At 66.4% G+C, this 18,616-nt stretch carries 20 protein-coding genes; 11 read left to right on the forward strand and 9 right to left on the reverse strand.

Going from position 1 to position 18,616, the window contains the following annotated elements:
* Nucleotides 1-64 precede the first annotated feature (64 nt).
* Together fabD and fabG are read left to right on the forward strand one after the other, a co-directional pair.
* Nucleotides 65-1,024, forward strand: coding sequence for an ACP S-malonyltransferase (fabD, locus tag ACP5E6_RS05590; protein WP_427952713.1), 960 nt, complete (start codon nt 65-67; stop codon nt 1,022-1,024).
* Nucleotides 1,014-1,799, forward strand: coding sequence for a 3-oxoacyl-[acyl-carrier-protein] reductase (gene fabG, locus ACP5E6_RS05595; RefSeq protein ID WP_427952658.1), 786 nt, complete (start codon nt 1,014-1,016; stop codon nt 1,797-1,799). The genes fabD and fabG overlap by 11 nt, the downstream gene beginning before the upstream one ends.
* On the opposite strand, the gene ACP5E6_RS05600 is transcribed toward fabG, so the two are convergent.
* Nucleotides 1,800-1,931: a hypothetical protein gene (locus ACP5E6_RS05600; protein ID WP_427952660.1), complete on the reverse strand. Its 132-nt coding sequence runs from the start codon at nt 1,929-1,931 to the stop codon at nt 1,800-1,802.
* 40 nt (nt 1,932-1,971) lie between these two features.
* Here ACP5E6_RS05600 and ACP5E6_RS05605 point away from each other — a divergent pair, with 40 nt between their 5' ends.
* From ACP5E6_RS05605 to mltG, 3 genes are read left to right on the forward strand one after another with little or no spacing between them, the layout of a single operon-like run.
* A complete protein-coding gene (locus ACP5E6_RS05605) occupies nt 1,972-2,211 on the forward strand; it encodes an acyl carrier protein (protein ID WP_427952662.1) in 240 nt (79 codons plus the stop codon).
* Between the two features lie 17 nt (nt 2,212-2,228).
* Entirely contained in the window at nt 2,229-3,497 is a 1,269-nt protein-coding gene (fabF, locus tag ACP5E6_RS05610; RefSeq protein WP_427952664.1) for a beta-ketoacyl-ACP synthase II, read from the forward strand.
* 17 nt (nt 3,498-3,514) lie between these two features.
* Nucleotides 3,515-4,489, forward strand: a complete 975-nt coding sequence (gene mltG / locus ACP5E6_RS05615; protein ID WP_427952666.1) for an endolytic transglycosylase MltG — start codon at nt 3,515-3,517, stop codon at nt 4,487-4,489.
* Here the strand turns inward: mltG and ACP5E6_RS05620 are convergent.
* From ACP5E6_RS05620 to rocF, 6 genes are all read right to left on the reverse strand, one after another.
* Nucleotides 4,480-5,583: an ABC transporter ATP-binding protein gene (locus tag ACP5E6_RS05620; protein ID WP_427952668.1), complete on the reverse strand. Its 1,104-nt coding sequence runs from the start codon at nt 5,581-5,583 to the stop codon at nt 4,480-4,482. The two genes, mltG and ACP5E6_RS05620, sit on opposite strands and share 10 nt — an antisense overlap.
* Nucleotides 5,583-6,419 carry a sn-glycerol-3-phosphate ABC transporter permease UgpE gene (gene ugpE, locus ACP5E6_RS05625; protein ID WP_427952670.1) on the reverse strand — a complete coding sequence of 279 codons (837 nt, stop codon included), beginning with the start codon at nt 6,417-6,419 and terminating at the stop codon, nt 5,583-5,585. The genes ACP5E6_RS05620 and ugpE overlap by 1 nt, the downstream gene beginning before the upstream one ends.
* Nucleotides 6,416-7,279, reverse strand: coding sequence for an ABC transporter permease subunit (locus tag ACP5E6_RS05630; protein WP_427952671.1), 864 nt, complete (start codon nt 7,277-7,279; stop codon nt 6,416-6,418). Before ACP5E6_RS05630 ends, ugpE begins: the two co-directional genes overlap by 4 nt.
* Before the next feature lie 272 nt (nt 7,280-7,551).
* Nucleotides 7,552-8,892 carry an extracellular solute-binding protein gene (locus tag ACP5E6_RS05635; protein WP_427952673.1) on the reverse strand — a complete coding sequence of 447 codons (1,341 nt, stop codon included), beginning with the start codon at nt 8,890-8,892 and terminating at the stop codon, nt 7,552-7,554.
* A gap of 152 nt (nt 8,893-9,044) precedes the next feature.
* Nucleotides 9,045-10,103 carry an ornithine cyclodeaminase gene (locus ACP5E6_RS05640; protein ID WP_427952675.1) on the reverse strand — a complete coding sequence of 353 codons (1,059 nt, stop codon included), beginning with the start codon at nt 10,101-10,103 and terminating at the stop codon, nt 9,045-9,047.
* On the reverse strand, nt 10,100-11,035 hold the full coding sequence (gene rocF, locus ACP5E6_RS05645; RefSeq protein WP_427952677.1) for an arginase: 936 nt from the start codon (nt 11,033-11,035) through the stop codon (nt 10,100-10,102). Before rocF ends, ACP5E6_RS05640 begins: the two co-directional genes overlap by 4 nt.
* Nucleotides 11,036-11,162: 127 nt before the next feature.
* On the opposite strand from rocF, the gene ACP5E6_RS05650 reads away from it, so the two are divergent.
* Nucleotides 11,163-11,603, forward strand: a complete 441-nt coding sequence (locus ACP5E6_RS05650) for an Lrp/AsnC family transcriptional regulator (protein WP_427952679.1) — start codon at nt 11,163-11,165, stop codon at nt 11,601-11,603.
* A 53-nt stretch (nt 11,604-11,656) separates the two neighbouring features.
* Nucleotides 11,657-12,856 carry an acyltransferase family protein gene (locus tag ACP5E6_RS05655; protein ID WP_427952681.1) on the forward strand — a complete coding sequence of 400 codons (1,200 nt, stop codon included), beginning with the start codon at nt 11,657-11,659 and terminating at the stop codon, nt 12,854-12,856.
* A 160-nt stretch (nt 12,857-13,016) separates the two neighbouring features.
* On the opposite strand, the gene ACP5E6_RS05660 is transcribed toward ACP5E6_RS05655, so the two are convergent.
* Together ACP5E6_RS05660 and ACP5E6_RS05665 are read right to left on the reverse strand one after the other, a co-directional pair.
* Nucleotides 13,017-13,274, reverse strand: a complete 258-nt coding sequence (locus ACP5E6_RS05660; protein WP_427952683.1) for a GlsB/YeaQ/YmgE family stress response membrane protein — start codon at nt 13,272-13,274, stop codon at nt 13,017-13,019.
* Nucleotides 13,275-13,383: 109 nt separating this feature from the next.
* The gene (locus tag ACP5E6_RS05665) at nt 13,384-14,349 is read right to left on the reverse strand and encodes a lysylphosphatidylglycerol synthase domain-containing protein (protein WP_427952685.1); all 966 of its coding nucleotides are present in this window, start codon (nt 14,347-14,349) and stop codon (nt 13,384-13,386) included.
* Nucleotides 14,350-14,615: 266 nt separating this feature from the next.
* Between ACP5E6_RS05665 and hpnA the strand changes: the two genes are divergently transcribed.
* Genes hpnA through hpnD form a run of 4 tightly spaced genes read left to right on the forward strand, consistent with a single transcriptional unit; the run spans nt 14,616 to nt 18,551 of the window.
* On the forward strand, nt 14,616-15,683 hold the full coding sequence (hpnA, locus tag ACP5E6_RS05670) for a hopanoid-associated sugar epimerase (RefSeq protein ID WP_427952687.1): 1,068 nt from the start codon (nt 14,616-14,618) through the stop codon (nt 15,681-15,683).
* A complete protein-coding gene (locus ACP5E6_RS05675; protein WP_427952689.1) occupies nt 15,680-16,843 on the forward strand; it encodes a glycosyltransferase in 1,164 nt (387 codons plus the stop codon). Before hpnA ends, ACP5E6_RS05675 begins: the two co-directional genes overlap by 4 nt.
* Nucleotides 16,840-17,697, forward strand: coding sequence for a squalene synthase HpnC (hpnC, locus tag ACP5E6_RS05680; RefSeq protein ID WP_427952691.1), 858 nt, complete (start codon nt 16,840-16,842; stop codon nt 17,695-17,697). Before ACP5E6_RS05675 ends, hpnC begins: the two co-directional genes overlap by 4 nt.
* Nucleotides 17,694-18,551, forward strand: coding sequence for a presqualene diphosphate synthase HpnD (hpnD, locus tag ACP5E6_RS05685; protein ID WP_427952693.1), 858 nt, complete (start codon nt 17,694-17,696; stop codon nt 18,549-18,551). Before hpnC ends, hpnD begins: the two co-directional genes overlap by 4 nt.
* The last annotated feature ends 65 nt before the right edge of the window (nt 18,552-18,616 follow it).

The raw sequence follows: 18,616 nt of genomic DNA on the forward strand, positions 1-18,616 counted from the left end.
CCGGCGTGGAATTGACTTGCGCGCCGTCCCCATCTACCCCGCCCCCAACACAGGAGACGGGTTCATGGCGGTCAACGCCTTCATTTTTCCGGGACAGGGCAGCCAGTCGGTCGGCATGGGGCGTGATCTGGCCGCCGCTTTCGCGCCCGCGCGCGACGTGTTTGAGGAAGTCGACGAGGTTCTCAAACAGAAGCTCTCGCGCCTGATGTTCGACGGCCCGGCCGACGAGCTGACACTGACCGAGAACGCGCAGCCCGCCCTGATGGCCATGTCGATCGCGGTGCTGCGCTGCCTGGAGCGCGAGGGTGGCGTCACGGTGCGTCAGCGTGCCGCGGTGGTCGCCGGCCATTCGCTGGGTGAATATTCGGCGCTGGCCGCCGCCGGCGCGTTTAGCGTCGCCGAGGCGGCAACCCTGCTCCGCATCCGCGGCAACGCGATGCAGCGCGCGGTGCCGCCCGGCGCGGGGGCGATGGCCGCCTTGCTCGGAGTCGAGCTTGAGACCGCGCGGGCGATTTGCGCCGAGGCCGAGACCGGCCCGCTGGGGCGCGAGGTCGTTGCGGTCGCCAATGACAATGGCGGTGGCCAGGTGGTGATTTCCGGTGCCACCGCCGCCGTTGATCGCGCGATCGAGATTGCGAAATCCCATGGCGTCAAGCGCGCGATGAAGCTGCCGGTTTCAGCACCGTTCCATTGCGCGCTGATGGAACCCGCCGCCGCCGCGATGGAGGAGGCGCTCGCCGCCACCCCGCCGCGCGCGCCGGTGGTGCCGCTGATCGCGAATGTCACGGCATCGAAAGTGACCGATCCGGCCGAGATCAGGACCCGGCTGGTCGAGCAGGTGACCGCGACGGTGCGCTGGCGCGAATCGGTCACTGAAATGATCGACCTCGGGGTTACCCGGTTCATCGAGCTGGGGGCGGGAAAGGTTCTCGCCGGCCTGAATCGCCGGATCGCGCCGGACGCCGAAACCCTGTCCTGCGGCACGCCGGCCGAGTTGGAGGCGTTGATCAAACATGTCGGCTGACCCGCTCGCCCCCGCCAGCCCGTTTACCCCCGCCAGCCCGTTTACCCTGACCGGCAAGACCGCGCTGATCACCGGCGCGTCCGGCGGCATCGGTGCTGCGATCGCGCGCACCCTGCACGGGTTGGGGGCGGTCGTGTGCCTGTCCGGCACGCGCGAAGCGGCGTTGGCCACGCTGGCGGCCGAACTCGGCGCGCGCACCCATGTGCTGGCCGCCGATCTCGCCGACCCCAAGGCCGCCGAGACCCTGATCACCGGCGCCGAAGCCGCGATGGGGCGGGTTGATATCCTGGTCAATAACGCCGGGCTGACGCGCGACGGACTCGCCCTGCGGATGAATGACGAGGCCTGGGCGCAGGTGCTCGACATCGACCTGGCCGCGCCGTTTCGCCTGTCGCGGGCGGCGCTGAAATTCATGATGCGCCGCCGCGCGGGGCGGATCATCAATATTGGCAGCATCGTCGGCTCGACCGGCAATCCCGGTCAGGCGAATTACGCCGCCGCCAAGGCCGGGCTGATCGGACTGACCAAGGCGCTGGCGCAGGAGGTGGCCTCGCGCAACATCACGATCAATCTGGTTGCCCCCGGCTTTATCGAAACCGCGATGACCGATGCGCTCTCGCCCGAGCAGCGCGGCGCGCTCGCCGCGAAGATCCCGCTCGGCCGGTTGGGCCGGCCGGACGACGTTGCCGCCGCCGTCGCTTATCTGGCCTCGGATGCCGCCGGTTGGGTGACCGGTTCGGTTCTGCACGTCAATGGCGGCATGGCGATGATCTGATCATGCGCGTGCAAGGCTGCACACCACAAGCTTGGGGTGGCGCAAGGTTGGCGTGGCCGCGCGAACCATGCTAAGCGCGCCGGACTTACGCCATTGCAGCCGCCCCTTGATCGTCACGGGTCGAATTTTCATTGGCTACCACCCCTAATTTCGTTTCAGGAGTACACAGAGAATGAGTGAAGTCGCCGAAAAGGTAAAGAAAATCGTGGTCGAGCATCTCGGCGTCGATGAAGCGAAAGTGACTCCCGAAGCCTCGTTCATCGATGATCTCGGCGCGGACAGTCTCGATACCGTCGAACTGGTGATGGCGTTCGAGGAAGCCTTCGCGGTCGAGATTCCGGAAGACGCCGCCGAAAAGATCACGACGGTGAAAGACGCGATCGACTATATTGAAAAACAGAAAGCCGAATAAGCGGTAGGCCCAGGGATATGAAGATGCGGCGCGTCGTGGTCACCGGTATGGGCATCGCCTGCCCGTTGGGCGTCGGTACCGAGAAGGTCTGGCAGCGGTTGATCAACGGCGACTCGGGAATCCGCCGGATTACCTCGTTCGATCCCGGCGATCTGCCGAGCAAAGTTGCCGGCGAGGTGCCGGTCGGCAGCCGGGCCGAGGGATATTTCGACCTTAACGAGTGGGTTCCGGTCAAAGAGCAGAAGAAAATGGACCGGTTCATCCAGCTCGGCATGGCCGCGGCCACCGAGGCGATGGAGGATTCCGGCTGGGTGGCGCAGACCGAGGAAGAGCGTTGGGCCGCCGGCGTGATGATCGGCTCGGGCATCGGCGGCTTGCAGACGATCTATGAAGCGTCGATCCTGGTCAATGAAGGCAAGGCGCGCCGGTTGTCGCCGTTCTTCATCCCCTCGGCCCTGGTTAATCTGGCGTCGGGCAATGTGTCGATCAAGTTCGGGCTGAAGGGGCCGAACCAGGCGGCGGTGACCGCCTGCGCGACCGGCGTTCACGCGATCGGCGATGCGGCGCGGTTGATCGCCCTCGGCGATGCCGACATCATGCTTGCCGGTGGCGCCGAGGCGGCGGTCTGCGCGCTCGGCATCGCCGGTTTCTGTTCCTCGCGCGCCCTCTCCACCGGTTTCAACGACAATCCGGCCGCTGCCTCCCGCCCGTGGGACAAGGATCGCGATGGCTTCGTGATGGGCGAAGGCGCCGGGGTGCTGTTCCTCGAGGAGTATGAGCACGCACGGCGGCGCGGCGCTAAAATCTATGCCGAAATCGCGGGCTACGGCATGTCGGGCGATGCGCATCACATCACCGCCCCGGCCGATCATCATGAAGGCGCGTTCCGGGCGATGAAGGCGGCGCTGAAATCGGGCGGTCTGGAACCGTCCGACGTCCAGTACATCAACGCCCACGGCACGGCGACGCCGATGGGGGATGATCTGGAACTGGAAGCGGTGGAAAACCTGTTCGGCGAGGCCGGCAGAACGGTCGCGATGTCCTCGACCAAATCGGCCACCGGACATCTGCTGGGCGCGGCCGGGGCGATCGAGGCGGTGTTCTCGATCCTGGCGATCCGTGACGGCGTGGCACCGCCGACCCTCAATCTCGACGAGCCAAGCCGGGCCAGCGTGATCGACCGCGTCGCCCACACCGCCCAGCAACGCAAGATCGACGTTGTCCTGTCCAACAGCTTCGGCTTCGGCGGCACCAACGCCTCGATTCTGTTCCGCAAAGCGGGCTGACCGGGCGGCGCACCCCCGTGTTCCGCCGCGGCCGCATCATTCTGGTGCTGATGGCCCTGGTGGTCACGATCAACCTCGCCAATCTGGCGGTGCGCCAAAGCTATGACGGACCCGGGGCTCTGGGCGTCACCAAAAACGTCGTCGTCCCGCCGGGGGGAATAATGGCGGTCGCGGCGACTCTGGCGCGCGCCGGTGTCATTCGCTACCGGCTGGTGTTCGAGATGGCCGCATGGATCACCCGCGATCAGGGGCCGTTGCGCGCCGGTGAATATCGCTTCATCGCCCATGGCAGCCTCCGCCGGGTGCTGCACACGCTGCGCTTCGGCCCGGTGGTGCAGCACAAGGCCACCATCCCCGAAGGCCTGACCTCGACGCAGATTGCCGCCATCATCAACGCCCTGCCCCGCGCCACCGGCCATATCGCCCCGCCGCCGGAAGGCAGCGTTCTGCCGCAGACCTATGATTACACCTATCACACCGCCCGCTCCGCCATTCTGGCGCGCATGCAGCGGGCGATGAGAAAAGCCCTGGCCACCGCCTGGGCGCACCGCGCGGCCGGCCTGCCGCTGACCTCGCCCGATCAGGCCGTGACGCTGGCCTCGATCGTGCAACTCGAAACGCCGATCGCCGCTGAACTGCCCCTGATCGCCGGGGTGTACGAGAACCGGCTCGAGCGGCATATGAAACTCCAGGCCGATCCCACGGTGATTTTCGCGGTCACCCACGGCCAGGCGACCGCCCTCACCCACCGGGTCGATGACCATGATCTCGCGATCGACAGCCCCTACAACACCTACCGCCATCACGGCCTGCCGCCCGGGCCGATCGCCGCCCCCGGCATCACCGCGATCGATGCCGTGCTTCACCCGGCCACCACCGATGATCTATACTTCGTCGCCACCGGCACCGGGGGCCATGCGTTCTCGCGCAGCTTCAAAGGGCAACTTGCCAATATCGCGCGCTATCAGGCCCGAACCCTGCGTCACCCGTGAGTGGTGCCGCCCATTGGGCCGGTCATTGGGTCGATGCGCAACCCGGTCGTGGCGTCGAAGACATGAAGATGCTCGGGCGGCAGGCTCACCAGCACGGCCCGGTCAGCGCTCGCGGGGCTGGCGACCCGCACGATGAACGGAGTCTGATCGGGCGTCGTGCCGTGCAGCAGGGTCTCCGAGCCGAGCGGTTCGACCAGATCGATCGTCACCATCATGCCGGCCGCGCCACCGCCGATGACGACATGCTGCGGGCGGATGCCGATGATGATCGCGGTTCCGTCCGGAACGGCGCGCCGCCCATCGGCGAAGACCAGCGTGGGGCCGGCGGCGAGTGTCGCGGCGGCGCCATCATGCGTCATGACGGCCGGGCAGAAATTCATCGCGGGTTCCCCGATGAAACCGGCGACATAAAGGCTCGCCGGCCGGTCGAACACCTCGAGCGGTGTCGCGATCTGGGCGGCGCGGCCCTCATGCATCACGATCAACCGATCCGCCAGAGTCATCGCCTCGATCTGGTCATGCGTGACATAGAGGCTGGTGATGCCGAGGGATTTCTGCAGCTTGCGGATGTCGGCCCGCACCTGCACCCGCAATTTGGCATCGAGATTCGACAGCGGTTCATCGAACAGGAACAGCCTGGGTTCGCGCACGATCGCCCGCCCCATCGCGACCCGCTGGCGCTGCCCGCCGGAAAGTTCGCGCGGCTTGCGCGAGAGGAGTTCGGCCAGCCCCAGCGTCGCCGCCGCCGCCTCGATCTTCGTGCGGATCACAGCACGGTCGACGCCCTTGAGCTTCAGCCCGTAGGCCATGTTGTCGAACACGCTCATATGCGGATAGAGCGCGTAATTCTGAAACACCATCGCAATATCGCGGCGCGCCGGGTCGAGATCGGTGATGTCGCGATCATCGAGCAGAATCCGGCCGGCACTGGGGGTTTCCAGCCCGGCGACCAGACGCAGCAGGGTCGATTTGCCGCAGCCCGACGCACCCACGATCACCAGCATCTCGCCATCGGCCAGGGTCAGGTCGAGCCCGTGCAGCACGGTGGTCTTGCCGAAGGTTTTCGCCAAACCGTCGAGTTGCAGCCGCGCCATTACTTGTCCACCTCGGTCAGCCCGCTGATAAACCAGCGCTGCATCGCCACCACCACCACCACCGGCGGAATGATCGCCAGAATCGTCGTCGCCATCACCAGATTCCATTGCGGCAACTGATCGGTCGTGATCATCTGCACGATGCCGAGCACGATCGGGTCGAGCCTGCCATTGGTCGCGACCAGCAGCGGCCACAAATACTGGTTCCAGCCATAGACGAACAGAATAACGAACAGCGCCGCCAGATTGGGGGCGGAGACCGGCAGCAGAATGTCGAAAAAGAACCGCATCGGACCTGCTCCATCGAGCTTCGCGGCCTCGACCAGCTCATCCGGGATCGCGAGAAACACCTGACGGAACAGCAGCGTCGCCGTCGCCGAGGCGATCAGCGGCATGGTCAGGCCGGTGAATGTATTGATCAGATGAAAATCCGACATCACCGAATAGGTCGGAATGATCCGTACCTCAACCGGCAGCATCAGCGTGATGAAAATCAGCCAGAACGCCACCATGCGGAACGGAAACCGGAAAAACGCGATCGCGAAAGCCGACAGCGCCGAAATCACGATCTTGCCGATCGCGATACTCATCGCCATCCCGAAACTGACCAGCAGCATATGCCAGACCGGCACCCCGCCCTTGGCCGGATTGCCGAAACCCAGCGCCCGGACGAAAATACCCAACCCCGCCAGATGCGGCATCAGCGAAATGTCGCCGCGATTGATCGCGCCGGACGATTGCGTCGCCCCGGCAAACGTCACCCATAGCGGAAAGACGAAAATCGCCACGCCCACCAGAAGCACGAGATGCGCGAGATAATCCGGCTTGCGGTTCACGTGCCCCGCTTCCCGGTAAAGCGGAACTGCACCGTGGTCAGCGCAATGATGATCGCCATCAACACCACCGATTGCGCCGCCGACCCGCCGATATCCAGGTTCAGAATCCCGTCCCGATAAACCTTGACCACCAGCGTCTCCGTCGCCGTCCCCGGCCCGCCCGCGGTCAGCGCGAAAATCAGCGCAAACGTGTCGAACGCCGCATACACGACATTGACTATGATCAGGAAAAAATTCGTCGGCGCCAGCAACGGCCAGATCATGGTGCGAAACCGGTAAAACCCGCGCGCCCCATCCAGCGTCGCCGCCTCGATCACCGAACGCGGTACCGATTGCAAACCCGCCAGATAGAAAATGAAATTGTAACTCACCTGCTTCCAGGCCGCGATCAATATCACCAGCAGAAACGCCTGATTCGCATGGGTCGCATAATTGAAATCCAGCCCGAATGCGGCCAGCCAATTGGTCACCATGCCGATCTGCGGCTGCATCAGAAATACGAAAATGACCGATGCAATCGCCGGCGCAATCGCATACGGCCAGATCAGCAAAATCCGGTACACCCGCGCGCCCCGGATCGCCCGGTTCGCAAACGCCGCCAGAACCAGCCCCGCCGCCATCGCCAGCACCGTCACCGCAACACAAAACACCCCGGTCCGCACCAGCGCCTCACGATACGTATCGGACTGGAACAGCTCGACAAAATTCGCCAGCCCGACAAAACTCGTGTTCAACCCGAACGCATCCGTCGCCCGTACACTCTCGGCAAACGCCCGCCACGCCGGCAACAGAAAAAACAACACCGTAATCGCCAACTGCGGCGCCACCAGCACCGCCGGCAACACCCACCCCCCGAACAAATTCCGCCGCTCCATCCCTGGCTATGCCGCGTGGTGGGGGGTGAAGTAGCAGGAAGGCCAGGGGCTCTGCCCCTGGACCCCGCTAAGGGCGCGGCCCTTAGAACCCTTTAGTTTTAGGGGGAGGAGGGCGATCCAGGTCAGATCCGGTGAAAGTCCGGGACGTCGCCCTCCTCCCCCTAAAACTAGTGGATTCCAAAGGCTGAGCCTTTGGCGGGGGTCCAGGGGGCAGCGCCCCCTGGCCTTCCGGCCTACCTTATCCCCACCGTGCGGCATCAGCCGTGGATGGATTGGGCGAATCGGTTGATCACGGCCTGGCTGCGGCGTTGGGCGTTGGCGAGGGCGGTTTTGGCGGGGGTATTGTTGGCGATGGCGCGTTCCCATTCTTCTTCGATGATCACGCGGATTTCCGGCATGCCGCCGAGGCGGATGCCGCGGGAGTATTTGGTTGGCTGGGTGCGGGTGAGTTGTTTGACCGCGATATCGGTGCCCGGGTTGGCGGCGTAGAACCCTTGTTGTTCGATGCGGGCGTTACCGGCGATGGTGACGGCGACGTAGCCGGTGGCTTTAGCCCATCCAGCATCGTCGCGGGCGCTGCTGATGTAGCGGAAGAATTCGGCGACACCTTTGTAATCTTCGGTGGTGCGGCCGGGTGCGGTCATGGCCCAGAAGGCGGCGCCGCCGATGATCGAGTTGATTGGCGATTTGATGATCGAGGGGTGGTAGGGCAGGTAGGTATCGGTGAATTTGAAGGTCGCCGATTTTTTCAGCTGGCCGTAGATCGAGGAGGAATCGAAGGTGATGCCGGCCTTGCCCGAATAGAAGATCGGGCTCGGCGCGCCGTCGCGGCCTTCGTATTTGAACAGGCCTTCCTTCTGCATGGCGAGCAGGGTGCCGAGGTTTTTCTCGAACGGGGCGGTATCGAGTTTCAGGGTCGGTTTCGGGCCGCCGAAACCGTCATCGAGTGTGGCGTATTCGACGTTGTGGATCGCGGCAAATTGCTCGAAATGCACCCAGGTCGGCCATGAGGTCATCACCGGGATGGGGGCGGCGTTTTTCGCCTTGATCGCGCGGGCCGCCTTGATCACGTCGTCCCAGGTGGCGAGCGGGGTGGTTTTCGGGTCGAGCCCGGCTTTTTCGAACACGTCCTCGTTGATCCACATGGTTGCGGTGGAGGAGTTGAACGGTGCGGCGCCCATTTTGCCGTTATTGAGGCTGTAGTAGCCGCGCACGGCGGGGATGTAGGTATTGGGGTTGATATCGACGCCGGTGGTCTCGGCAAGTTTGTAGACATCGACCACGGCGCGCCCGGCGGCGAGCATGTCGGCGGTGCCGACGTCGAATACCTGGGCGATGGCCGGGGCCTTGCCGGCGCGCCAGGCCGCGATGGTCGCGGTCAGCACCTGGGGGTAGGTGCCTTTATAGACCGGCTGGACCAGATATTTCGCCTGGCTGATGTTGAACGACTCGACCAGCCCCTGCAGATCATCGCCCAGCGCGCCGGCCATGGCGTGCCAGAGCGGGATGGGAATTTGTGGCGCGCCGGCGCGGGCGGCGAGGGTGCCGGCGGCCAGCATGGTAGCCGGTGCCGTGGTGAGCAGAGCGCGACGTTTCATGGCGAAATCCCCTGTGAAAGCTCGATGCCGCTTAACGCGACTTGATGACAGACGAATGACAGATCAGTGACGCCGGGATGACAATGACAATCGTCACGGATTCATAGGTCGAAATCGATCGCGCCGCAAAGCCGGCGGGGTTGGCGGCGGCTTCAACCCGCCGTCGATGCCGCGCACCGCTGGATCATGCCGAACAGGTCGCGCGGATCGTCCGGATCGGCGAGAAGGTCGAGCTCCTGATACAGCCGGTACTCCTGCAACCGATCGCGCACGTAGCGCAGCGCCGAGAAATCCTCGATCGCGAAACCGACCGAGTCGAACAGGGTGATCTGCCCGGCGCCGGTGCGCCCCGGCGCCGCGCCGGTGATGACGCGCCAGAGTTCGGTGGTGGGGTGATCGGCGGGGAGCTGCTGGATTTCGCCCTCGATTCTGGTTTGCGGCGTGTATTCCACGAAAATATCCGACCGGAGCAGAATGTCGCGATGCAACTCGGTCTTGCCCGGGCAGTCGCCGCCGATCGCGTTGATATGGATACCGGCGCCGACCATGTTGTCGGTCAGGATCGTGGCGTTTTGTTTGTCGGCGGTGGCGGTGGTGATGATGCCGGCGCCCTGCACCGCGTCTTCGATACTGTGGCAGGGCGTGATGGCAAAACCGAGACCGGCCAGGTTGCGCGCGCATTTCGCCGTGGCGGCCGGATCGATGTCATAAAGCCGCAACCGGGTGATGCCGAGCATCGCCTTGAACGCCAGGGCCTGGAATTCCGATTGCGCGCCATTGCCGATCAGCGCCATGCAATCCGCCCCTTTCGGCGCGAGGTATCGCGCCGCGACCGCCGAGGTTGCCGCGGTGCGCAGCGCGGTGAGAATCGTCATTTCCGAGAGCAGCATCGGATAGCCGGTCGCGACATCGGCGAGCAGGCCGAACGCGGTGACGGTCTGGCGCCCGGTCCTGGTGTTTTTCGGATGGCCATTGACGTATTTGAACGCGTAAAGCGCGCCATCGCTCGCCGGCATCAGCTCGATAACGCCATCGAGCGAATGGGCGGCGACGCGGGAGGTTTTGTCGAATTGCTCCCAGCGGCGATAATCGGCTTCGACATAGCCGGCCAGATCGGTCAAAAACCGTTCGGCGCCGATCGCCAGCACCAGGCGCATCATGTCATCGACGCTGACGAACGGCACGATGTTCAAATTCGGAATCGGGGTCATGAGAAACTCCTGGTGGGGCGGTCCATCACGCGGCGGCCGAGCAGACTGGCCGCGAGATCGACCAGCAGCGTCGCGGTGCGGCCGCGTTCGTCGAGAAACGGGTTGAGTTCGACCAGATCGAGGCTGGTGACCAGGCCGCTGTCGTGCAGCATTTCCATCACCAGATGCGCTTCGCGGAAGGTCGCCCCGCCCGGCACCGTGGTGCCCACCGCCGGCGCGATCGCGGGGTCGAGAAAATCGACATCGAAACTGACATGCAGCATCCCATCCTCGGCGGCGACTCGATCCAGAAACCGCGAAAGCAGCGGTGCCACGCCGTGCTCATCGATCATGCGCATGTCATGCACGATCACCCCGGCCGGCAGCAGCGCCGCGCGCTCGGCGGGATCGACGCTGCGCAATCCCATCACCATCACCCTCGTGGGCGAAACGATCGCATCGAGCTGCGGGAAATGCCCGGCAAACCCTCCCTGCCCGGTCGCATAGGCCAGCGGCACGCCATGCAGATTGCCGCTGGTGGTGGTGTCGAGCGTATGGAAATCGGGGTGCGCGTCGAGCCACAGCACGAACAACGCGCGGCCGCGTTCGGCGGCCCGCCGCGCCATGCCCGCGACCGTGCCGCTCGAGAGGCTGTGATCGCCGCCGAGAAAGATCGGCAGGCCCGAAGCGCCCGCCGCGTAGGACGCTGCCCCGATCGCCTCGATCCAGGCGGTGATTTCCGGCAGGTGATGCACGGCGTTGTTGCCATGCGGCGGCTGCGGTCGCGGCATCGGCGCCGTCAGATTGCCCAGATCGATCACCCGGTGCCCAAGCTCGGTGATCGCCGTGATCAACCCCGCCGTCCGCAGCGCGCTCGGCCCCATGTCGCAGCCCATCCGTCCGGCGCCATCCTGCACCGGAATCCCCAAAATCACGCAGTCATTGCTCACCATCGCCCGGCTCCCCTGCCAACCAGGGGCGAGTAAACACCGATCCTCCGGCAAAATGAACCACCAGAATTGGCAAAATTGACCGCTTGATTTATCAATTCGGCAGCTCGAATGGCCAGATTGGACAAGTATGGACCCGCTCGATACCCGCCTCATCACCCTGCTCCGCCACAACGGCCGCAGCAGCATCTCCGATCTGGCAACCGCCCTCGGGGTCTCGCGCGCCACCGTGCGTGCGCGGATGAACCGGCTTGAGCAGAGCGGCGCCGTTCTGGGCTACACCGTCATTCTGCGCGCCGACGCGATCGACCTTGCGGTCCGCGGCATCATGATGATCGAGATCGAGGGCCACGCGACCGATCGTGTGATCCGCGCGCTGGCCGGCTTTCCCGACATCGCGGCGATCCACACCACCAACGGGCGCTGGGATCTCGTGGTCGAACTCGGCGCCGCGACCCTGACCGCGCTCGATGCCGTGCTGCGCCTGATCCGCCTGATACCGGGCATCACCAACAGCGAAACCAATCTGCTGCTCGCCACGCCGCGCAGCACGCGCGCGCGCCTGGCGTGATGGCCGCGTAAATTTTGCTTTAATTCTACTCCAGGTTGTGTTATTCCATCGTCATGAGCGCGCGGTTGCATCTGGCTCCGGCTGAACGTCCCCTGGGCCGATTGACTCGGCTGGATGGGCTGCGCGGGGTTCTCGCCGTCTATGTCATGCTCGGCCACACCGCCCCGTTCATCCCCTGGCCCCCCCTGCTCGGCCGGGTTATCGAAGCTTGCGTGAGCCACGGCCTCGCCGCGGTCGATCTGTTCTTTGCCCTGTCCGGCCTCGTGATCGTGCAATCGATGGCGCGCTTTCAGGGCCGCGCCATGCCCTTTCTGGCCGCGCGGGCGCGACGGTTGCTCCCGGTCTATTTCGCGGTGCTCGCGCTCGCGATCATCGGCCTCGCCTGGCGTTCGCCCTTCGCGGTGATGCCGTGGCTCCATCCGGGCGATCTCGGCCATGATATCTGGACCGCGGGGCTGCCCCGGCCGTTCGCCGCCCATCTCCTGCTGCATCTGGTCCTGCTGCAAGGCGTCACGCCCCACGGCCTGCTGCCCGATGTGCAATTTTCCCTGCTCGGCCCGGCGTGGAGTCTGTCCACCGAGTGGCAATTCTATCTCGTGATCGCCGTGCTCGCGCCCCTGCTCGGCACCGATCGGCGGGGTTTGCACCGGCTGGTCTGGATCTGCCTCGCCGTCGCGATCATCGCGCGCCTCTATGCCGGATCGATGCCGCCGCTCTGGCGGTTCCACCGCGCCTTTCTGCCGGACGAGGCCGCCTATTTCGCCATTGGCATCGCGGCGGCGCGGCTATGGCGCGGTCCGGGCGGTCTGGGCTTGTTCAGCGTCGCGGTGGTCATCGCCACGCTGATCGGTGCCAGCCACGGCAGCGGCCTCGGCATGAGCGGCATGATCGGCAAGGCGATGCCGCCGCTGATCTGGGTCGCCGCGGTCATGGCGCAGCGCCACCCTACCGTGGCGCCGATCCGACCGCTCGCCGCCCTGCTCGATCATCCGGCCGTGCTCTGGCTCGGCGCGATCTCCTATCCGCTCTATCTGGTCAACGAACCGGTCGGGCGGTTCCTCGCGGTGCTGACCGGCGCGGCGACCCGCGGCAACGGCCTGTGGTTCGGCCTGATCTGGGGCCCGCTGACCCTGGTGGGCTCGATCGCCGCCGCCGCTCTCCTGCATTACACGATCGAACGGCGCTTCATGCGCGCCCGCACCTCGCGCACCGCGCGTCCCCTCGCGCTGATCGAGGCACCGGACCGGATCTAGAGCGTTATGCTTTCAGCTTAACGCTCTAGCTCTATGTTTTTTCGAGCGATTTCATACGATTATGTTGCCGCTGTCGCGTCAACTTAATCGCATATCGCTCTAGCGCGACAGGCGCAAAGCCGCGCGCGATCGCGCTGTGCCGATCACCCGGCAACCCGCCTCAAAACCGCCGCCGCCCCGCGATCGCGTGATACGCCACCAGCACCACGACCGACCCGATCACCGCGACAAACAGGCTGTAGATGTTGAAACCGGTGATCGGCGCCGCCCCCAGCGCCGAAAAAATCGCGCCGCCGACCAGCGCGCCAATGATGCCGAGCACCATATCCATCAGCGGCCCCTTGCCGGCATTGTCGACGATCAGGCTCGCGATCCACCCGGCGATCAATCCGAGCACGATGATGGCGATCACGCCCATGGGGGACATCCTTAAAAAATGAGAAGTACCCGTCAGGAATAAGAACGCGGCGCCCCCGCTTCAACCCCCGGCGCATGATCGCGCCGGATCGAACCTGCGCGCATCCTGTCTAGCCCGGATCGACGCCCGCCAGTTGCAGCCGTTTCGCCTCGATCCCCTGCCAGACCAGCAGCACCGGCACCGCGATGATCAAATCCCGCGCCCGGCGCAGCAGCGAGACCGACAGCGCAATATCCGGCGGAATGCCAAAAATCGAGCCGAGCAGCGTATAGGCCGCCTCCTGCACCCCGATCCGCCCCGGTATGAAAAACCCGGCGGCCAGAATCGCATGCAGCAGCGCCTCGATCGCCAAAGCGTCCAGCAGGCTGATCCGCGCGCCCAGCGCATGAAACGCGACATAGGAGGCCATTCCGGTGGCAAACCAGCACGCCAGATGCAACGCACCCGCCACCAGCATCCGCCCCGGCCGCGCGTAGATCGCATCGAGCGCAACCTGCAGCCGTTCCATCCGCACCGAGGCGGAATCAGCCGATTGCCCGGCAATCCGGAGCGACAGCGCGCGAAACACCCGCCCGCCGCCTTTCTGCACGAACAGAAATCCCGCGGCGCCGACCATCGCCAGCCCAAGCCCCAGCCCGACGGGCCGCAGCAACCCGCTGTCCGGCGCGAGGCCCGCGAGCAGCGCCAGACCGGTCGCGATAAAGACCAGCTCCGCCAGAAACTCGATCGTGACATCCGCGAGAGTCGAGGCGGCCGCATCGGCAAACGCCACCCCGCCCAGCGCGATCGCCCGTCCACCGAGCACGAACCCGCCGACATGCGAAAACGGCAGGAACTCGCCCGCCGAGTCCCGCACCATCCGCCCCCAGTACAGCAACCAGTAGCGCCCGCCGCAGCGCGCCCGCAGCAGCATCCGCCACGCCCCGGCCAGCCCGGCGATAATCACCAGCTGCACGCCGAAATAGAGCAAAAATCCCGACAGGCTGACCCGGTCGAGCGCGCGCACCACGCCCGCCCATCCGAGCCACGCGATGGTGCCGGTGAACAAAGCCAGCCCCAGCAGCGCGAACGCCATGGGCCACACGCCGAAGCGACGCATCACCGCCTCGCCCGCGCGCGACGATCATCCGCATCAACCGAACCGGCATCGCGCCGGCACTCACGCCAGAGGGCCACGAGTCTTCTCCTTGTCACGATCGGTTCCATAACAAATTGCGCCTATTCCACAAACCGCCCGAAAGGAGTGGCGCCCCTGCGCCGGCACCCGGGTTTTGCCGCGCGGCGATTTTTTCTCTATGCCGCGAGATGACGAGCCCTGCTTCATAACCCTCACGGTCACGCATGACGAGCGATCCGCTCCGTTTCACCGATCACGATACCGACCCGCGCCCCACCCTCGTGACCGGGGCGACCGGGTTTGTCGGCGCGGCGGTCGCCCGCGCCCTGAGCCGCCGGGGCTTTCCCCTGCGCCTGATGCACCGCCCCGGCAGCGACCTCACCAACCTCGCCGGCATCCGGGCTGACCGCGTGATCGGCGACCTGTCCGACCCCGCCTCGCTCGCCCGCGCGGTGGCGGGGTGCCGGCATGTGTTTCACGTCGCCGCCGATTACCGCCTGTTCGTGCCCGACCCGGCCGCGATGCGGCGGATCAACATCGATGGCACGATCGCCCTGCTGCGCGCGGCCGGGGCCGCCGGCGTCGAACGTGTGGTCTATACCAGCAGCGTCGCCGCCCTCGGCCGCACAACCGATGGCTCGCCCGCCACCGAAGCCACGCCCAACGCGGCCACCGATCACATCGGCCCCTACAAACAATCGAAATACGAAGCCGAAATCGCGGTGAAATCCCTCGCGTCCGACGGGCTGGACGTGGTGATCGTCAACCCCTCCGCCCCGGTCGGGCCGGGCGATGTCAAACCCACCCCGACCGGGCGCATGGTGCTCGATGCCGCGCGCGGCCGCATGCCCGCCTATGTCGAAACCAGCATGAACCTCGTGCATGTCGATGATGTCGCCGAGGGCCACATCCTCGCCCTTTTCCGTGGCGCGCGCGGCGAGAGCTACATCCTCGGCGGCGAGAACCTGCTGCTCTCCGACATCATCCGCCTGATCACCCATCTGGCCGGACGATCCCCCCCCCGCCTCAAACTGCCGATCACGCCGCTGCTGCCGATCGCCGCCGTGATGGAAATCGCCGCCCCTCTGTTCGGCGCCGAACCGCTGATGACGCGCGACATGCTGCGCATGGCCCGCCATCCCATGGTCTTCTCCTCGTCCAAGGCCAGCGCCACCCTCGGCTACGCACCGCGCCCGGCGGCGCTGGCGGTGCGCGACGCCCTGGCCGATTTCAGCCGCCGCGGCCTGCTCGACCGTGCGCGTTTCCATCCTGACGTCTTGGCGGTGTCATGACCATCGCCGCCCTCGCCGCCCTGATCTGGCTCTATCTCTACGCGCTGCACGGCGATTTCTGGCGCAGCACGCCCGAACTCGCCGCCATCCCAACCACCGGCCCCGACATCGACACTGGCCTTGGCCTCGACACTGGCCTTGACACCACCATCGACATCATCGTCCCGGCGCGCGATGAGGCGGGCACGATCGGCGCCGTGATCACCTCGCTCCTGGCGCAGACCGGCATCGCCGGTTCCCGCGTCATCCTGGTCGATGACGGCAGCACCGATGGCACGGCAGAAGCCGCCCGCGCCGCCGCCGGCGGCGATCCACGCTTCACCCTGATCACCGCCGGCCCGAAACCGGTCGGCTGGTCCGGCAAGCTCTGGGCGCTCGAACAGGGCATCGCCCACAGCACAGCGCCGCTCCTGCTGCTGACCGATGCCGACATCACCCACGACCCCCGCCACCTCGCCACGCTGCGCGCCCGGATCGACCGTCCCGAACGCGGCGCAAGGCTCGATCTGGTCTCCGAAATGGTCCGGCTGAACTGCGTCAGCCCCGCCGAACGCGCGCTGATCCCGGCCTTCGTGTATTTTTTCCAGCTGCTCTACCCGTTCGCACGGGTGAACGATCCGCTCTCCGCCACCGCCGCCGCCGCCGGTGGCGTCGTTCTGATCCGGCGCACGGCGCTCGAGCGGATCGGCGGCATCGCCAGCATCCGCGGCGCGTTGATCGACGATGTTACCCTGGCGCGGCGGGTCAAGCAGGGGGGTGCCATCTATCTCGGCCACACCAGCCTCGCCCGTTCGATCCGCCCCTACCCGCGGCTGGGCGACATCACCGCAATGATCGCCCGCACCGCCTTCACCCAGCTGCGCCACTCCTACGTCCTGCTTGCCCTGACCATCGCCGGCATGGCGCTGATCTGGCTGGTCCCGCCCGCCGCCATCCTGATCGGCACCCCCGGCGCAAGGCTGTTCGGCCTGATCGCCTACGCCGTCGCGGTGCTCACCTATCAACCGACATTGCAGCGCTACCGCCTCGGCTGGGCCTGGGGTCTGGCGCTGCCGCTGATCGCGCTGATCTATCTGCAAGCCACCCTCGCCTCGGCCTGGCGCTACGCGCACGGCGCCGGGGCGGCGTGGAAGAACCGCGATTACGGAACCACCGCATGAGCATCACACGGCCGACCAGCGTCGAAATCGCCTCGGGCAAGGACAAGGGCGACGAAAACTTCCCGGTCGGCTCGTTGCTGATCCGGCGCGACCTGCGCCGCCACGTCCATGCCTATTACGCCTTCGCCCGCAACGCCGACGACATCGCCGACCACCCCGACCTCGCGGCCGGCGATAAAATCGCCCGGCTCGACGTGATGGGCGCGGTGCTGGCCGGTGCCACCGATCACGGCTCGCCCGCCGCGCTCGCGCTGCGCGCCAGCCTCGCCGAAACCGGGGTCGATCCCGTCCACGCCAGCGACCTGCTGATCGCCTTCCGCCAGGACGCCACGAAACACCGCTACGCGAGCTGGGCCGAGCTGATGCAGTACTGCCGCTATTCCGCCGCCCCGGTCGGGCGCTACGTGCTGGCGCTGCACAACGAAACCCCGGCGACCTGGCCCGCCTCGGATGCGCTGTGCGCCAGTCTCCAGGTGCTCAACCACATCCAGGATTGCGCCCGCGATCTCGCCGAGCTCGACCGCTCCTACCTCCCCGGTGACTGGCTCGCCCGCGAGGGCATCACGCCGGAGGCGGTGCGCGACCCCGCGCTCACCCCGCCCCTGCGCCGCGTGCTCGATGCCATGCTGGCCGAAACCGCAGCACTCAACCGCACCGCCGCCGACCTGCCCCGCCGGGTCCGCGCGCGGGGCCTGCGCATGGAAACCGCCATCATCCTCGGCCTCGCGCGGCGGCTGCACCGGCGTCTCCGCCACGGCGACCCTCTGGCCGCGCGCGTCAAGCTCCGCCCGTCCGATGCGATCGGCGCGATCATCGCCAGCCTGCCGCGCGCGTTATCGCCCCGGCCGCGATGACCGATCTCGCCACCCAGGACGCCGCCGCCGTCACCGCGGCGACCCGCGCCGCCGGCACCTCCTTCTATCGCGGCATGGCGGTGCTCTCGGCGCGCCGGCGCGTCGCGATGTATGGCATCTACGCCTTCTGCCGCGCGATCGACGACATCGCCGATGAAGACGCCCCCCTCCCGGTCAAACAGGCCGCACTCGATGCCTGGCGCGCCCGCATCATCGCCCTGCAATACGGCGGCGATGATCCGGTCACCCGCGTCCTGCGCGACGCCTCGCTGCGCTACGCTTTGCGGCGCGATGATTTCCTCGCGATCATCGATGGCATGGCGATGGATGCCGGCGCCCCGATCATCGCCCCCGATGCCGCCTTCCTCGACCTCTATTGCGACCGGGTCGCCTCCGCCGTCGGCCGCCTCGCGATCCGGGTGTTCGGCGAGATCTCGCCCGCCGGCGATCGCGTCGCCCATCATCTCGGCCGCGCCCTGCAACTCACCAATATCCTGCGCGATGTCGGCGAGGATGCCGCGCGGGGCCGCCTCTATCTGCCGCGCGAAACCCTGCGCGCGGCCGATGTTCCGCCCGATCCCGCCACCCTCCTGCAGGCGCGCGGTCTCAGCCGCGCCATGGCCGCGCTCGCCACCCAGGCCGACGATCATTTCGCCGCCGCCGAACAGGCGATGCGCGAGTGCGACCGCCGCGCCGTCCGTCCCGCGCGCATGATGGCCGCGGCCTATCGCCCCCTGCTCACCCGCATGCGCGCCGAAGGCTTCGCCCACCCCGAACGCCGTCCCCGCCTGTCGCCCTGGCGCAAGCTGGCGCTCGCCGCGCAACTGCTGATCTTCGCGGATCGCGGCGCATGAGCCGCGTGAATGTGGATCGCGGCGCATGAGCCGCGTGAATGTGGATCGCGGCGCATGAGCCGCGT

This window comes from Acidiphilium sp., assembly GCF_049977125.1.
Classification (GTDB): domain Bacteria; phylum Pseudomonadota; class Alphaproteobacteria; order Acetobacterales; family Acetobacteraceae; genus Acidiphilium.

Bases quoted from the DNA above. Each gene is read 5' to 3' on its own strand.
- ACP5E6_RS05655 (WP_427952681.1), top strand. From the start codon at position 11,657: ATGAGCGCGCGGTTGCATCTGGCTCCGGCTGAACGTCCCCTGGGCCGA.
- hpnC (WP_427952691.1), top strand. From the start codon at position 16,840: ATGAGCATCACACGGCCGACCAGCGTCGAAATCGCCTCGGGCAAGGAC.
- ACP5E6_RS05605 (WP_427952662.1), top strand. From the start codon at position 1,972: ATGAGTGAAGTCGCCGAAAAGGTAAAGAAAATCGTGGTCGAGCATCTC.
- hpnA (WP_427952687.1), top strand. From the start codon at position 14,616: ATGACGAGCGATCCGCTCCGTTTCACCGATCACGATACCGACCCGCGC.
- ACP5E6_RS05640 (WP_427952675.1), bottom strand. From the start codon at position 10,103: ATGACCCCGATTCCGAATTTGAACATCGTGCCGTTCGTCAGCGTCGAT.
- ACP5E6_RS05660 (WP_427952683.1), bottom strand. From the start codon at position 13,274: ATGGGCGTGATCGCCATCATCGTGCTCGGATTGATCGCCGGGTGGATC.
- rocF (WP_427952677.1), bottom strand. From the start codon at position 11,035: ATGGTGAGCAATGACTGCGTGATTTTGGGGATTCCGGTGCAGGATGGC.
- ACP5E6_RS05620 (WP_427952668.1), bottom strand. From the start codon at position 5,583: ATGGCGCGGCTGCAACTCGACGGTTTGGCGAAAACCTTCGGCAAGACC.
- ACP5E6_RS05675 (WP_427952689.1), top strand. From the start codon at position 15,680: ATGACCATCGCCGCCCTCGCCGCCCTGATCTGGCTCTATCTCTACGCG.
- fabG (WP_427952658.1), top strand. From the start codon at position 1,014: ATGTCGGCTGACCCGCTCGCCCCCGCCAGCCCGTTTACCCCCGCCAGC.
- ACP5E6_RS05635 (WP_427952673.1), bottom strand. From the start codon at position 8,892: ATGAAACGTCGCGCTCTGCTCACCACGGCACCGGCTACCATGCTGGCC.
- hpnD (WP_427952693.1), top strand. From the start codon at position 17,694: ATGACCGATCTCGCCACCCAGGACGCCGCCGCCGTCACCGCGGCGACC.
- ACP5E6_RS05600 (WP_427952660.1), bottom strand. From the start codon at position 1,931: ATGAAAATTCGACCCGTGACGATCAAGGGGCGGCTGCAATGGCGTAAG.
- ACP5E6_RS05665 (WP_427952685.1), bottom strand. From the start codon at position 14,349: ATGGCGTTCGCGCTGCTGGGGCTGGCTTTGTTCACCGGCACCATCGCG.
- ACP5E6_RS05650 (WP_427952679.1), top strand. From the start codon at position 11,163: ATGGACCCGCTCGATACCCGCCTCATCACCCTGCTCCGCCACAACGGC.
- fabF (WP_427952664.1), top strand. From the start codon at position 2,229: ATGAAGATGCGGCGCGTCGTGGTCACCGGTATGGGCATCGCCTGCCCG.
- fabD (WP_427952713.1), top strand. From the start codon at position 65: ATGGCGGTCAACGCCTTCATTTTTCCGGGACAGGGCAGCCAGTCGGTC.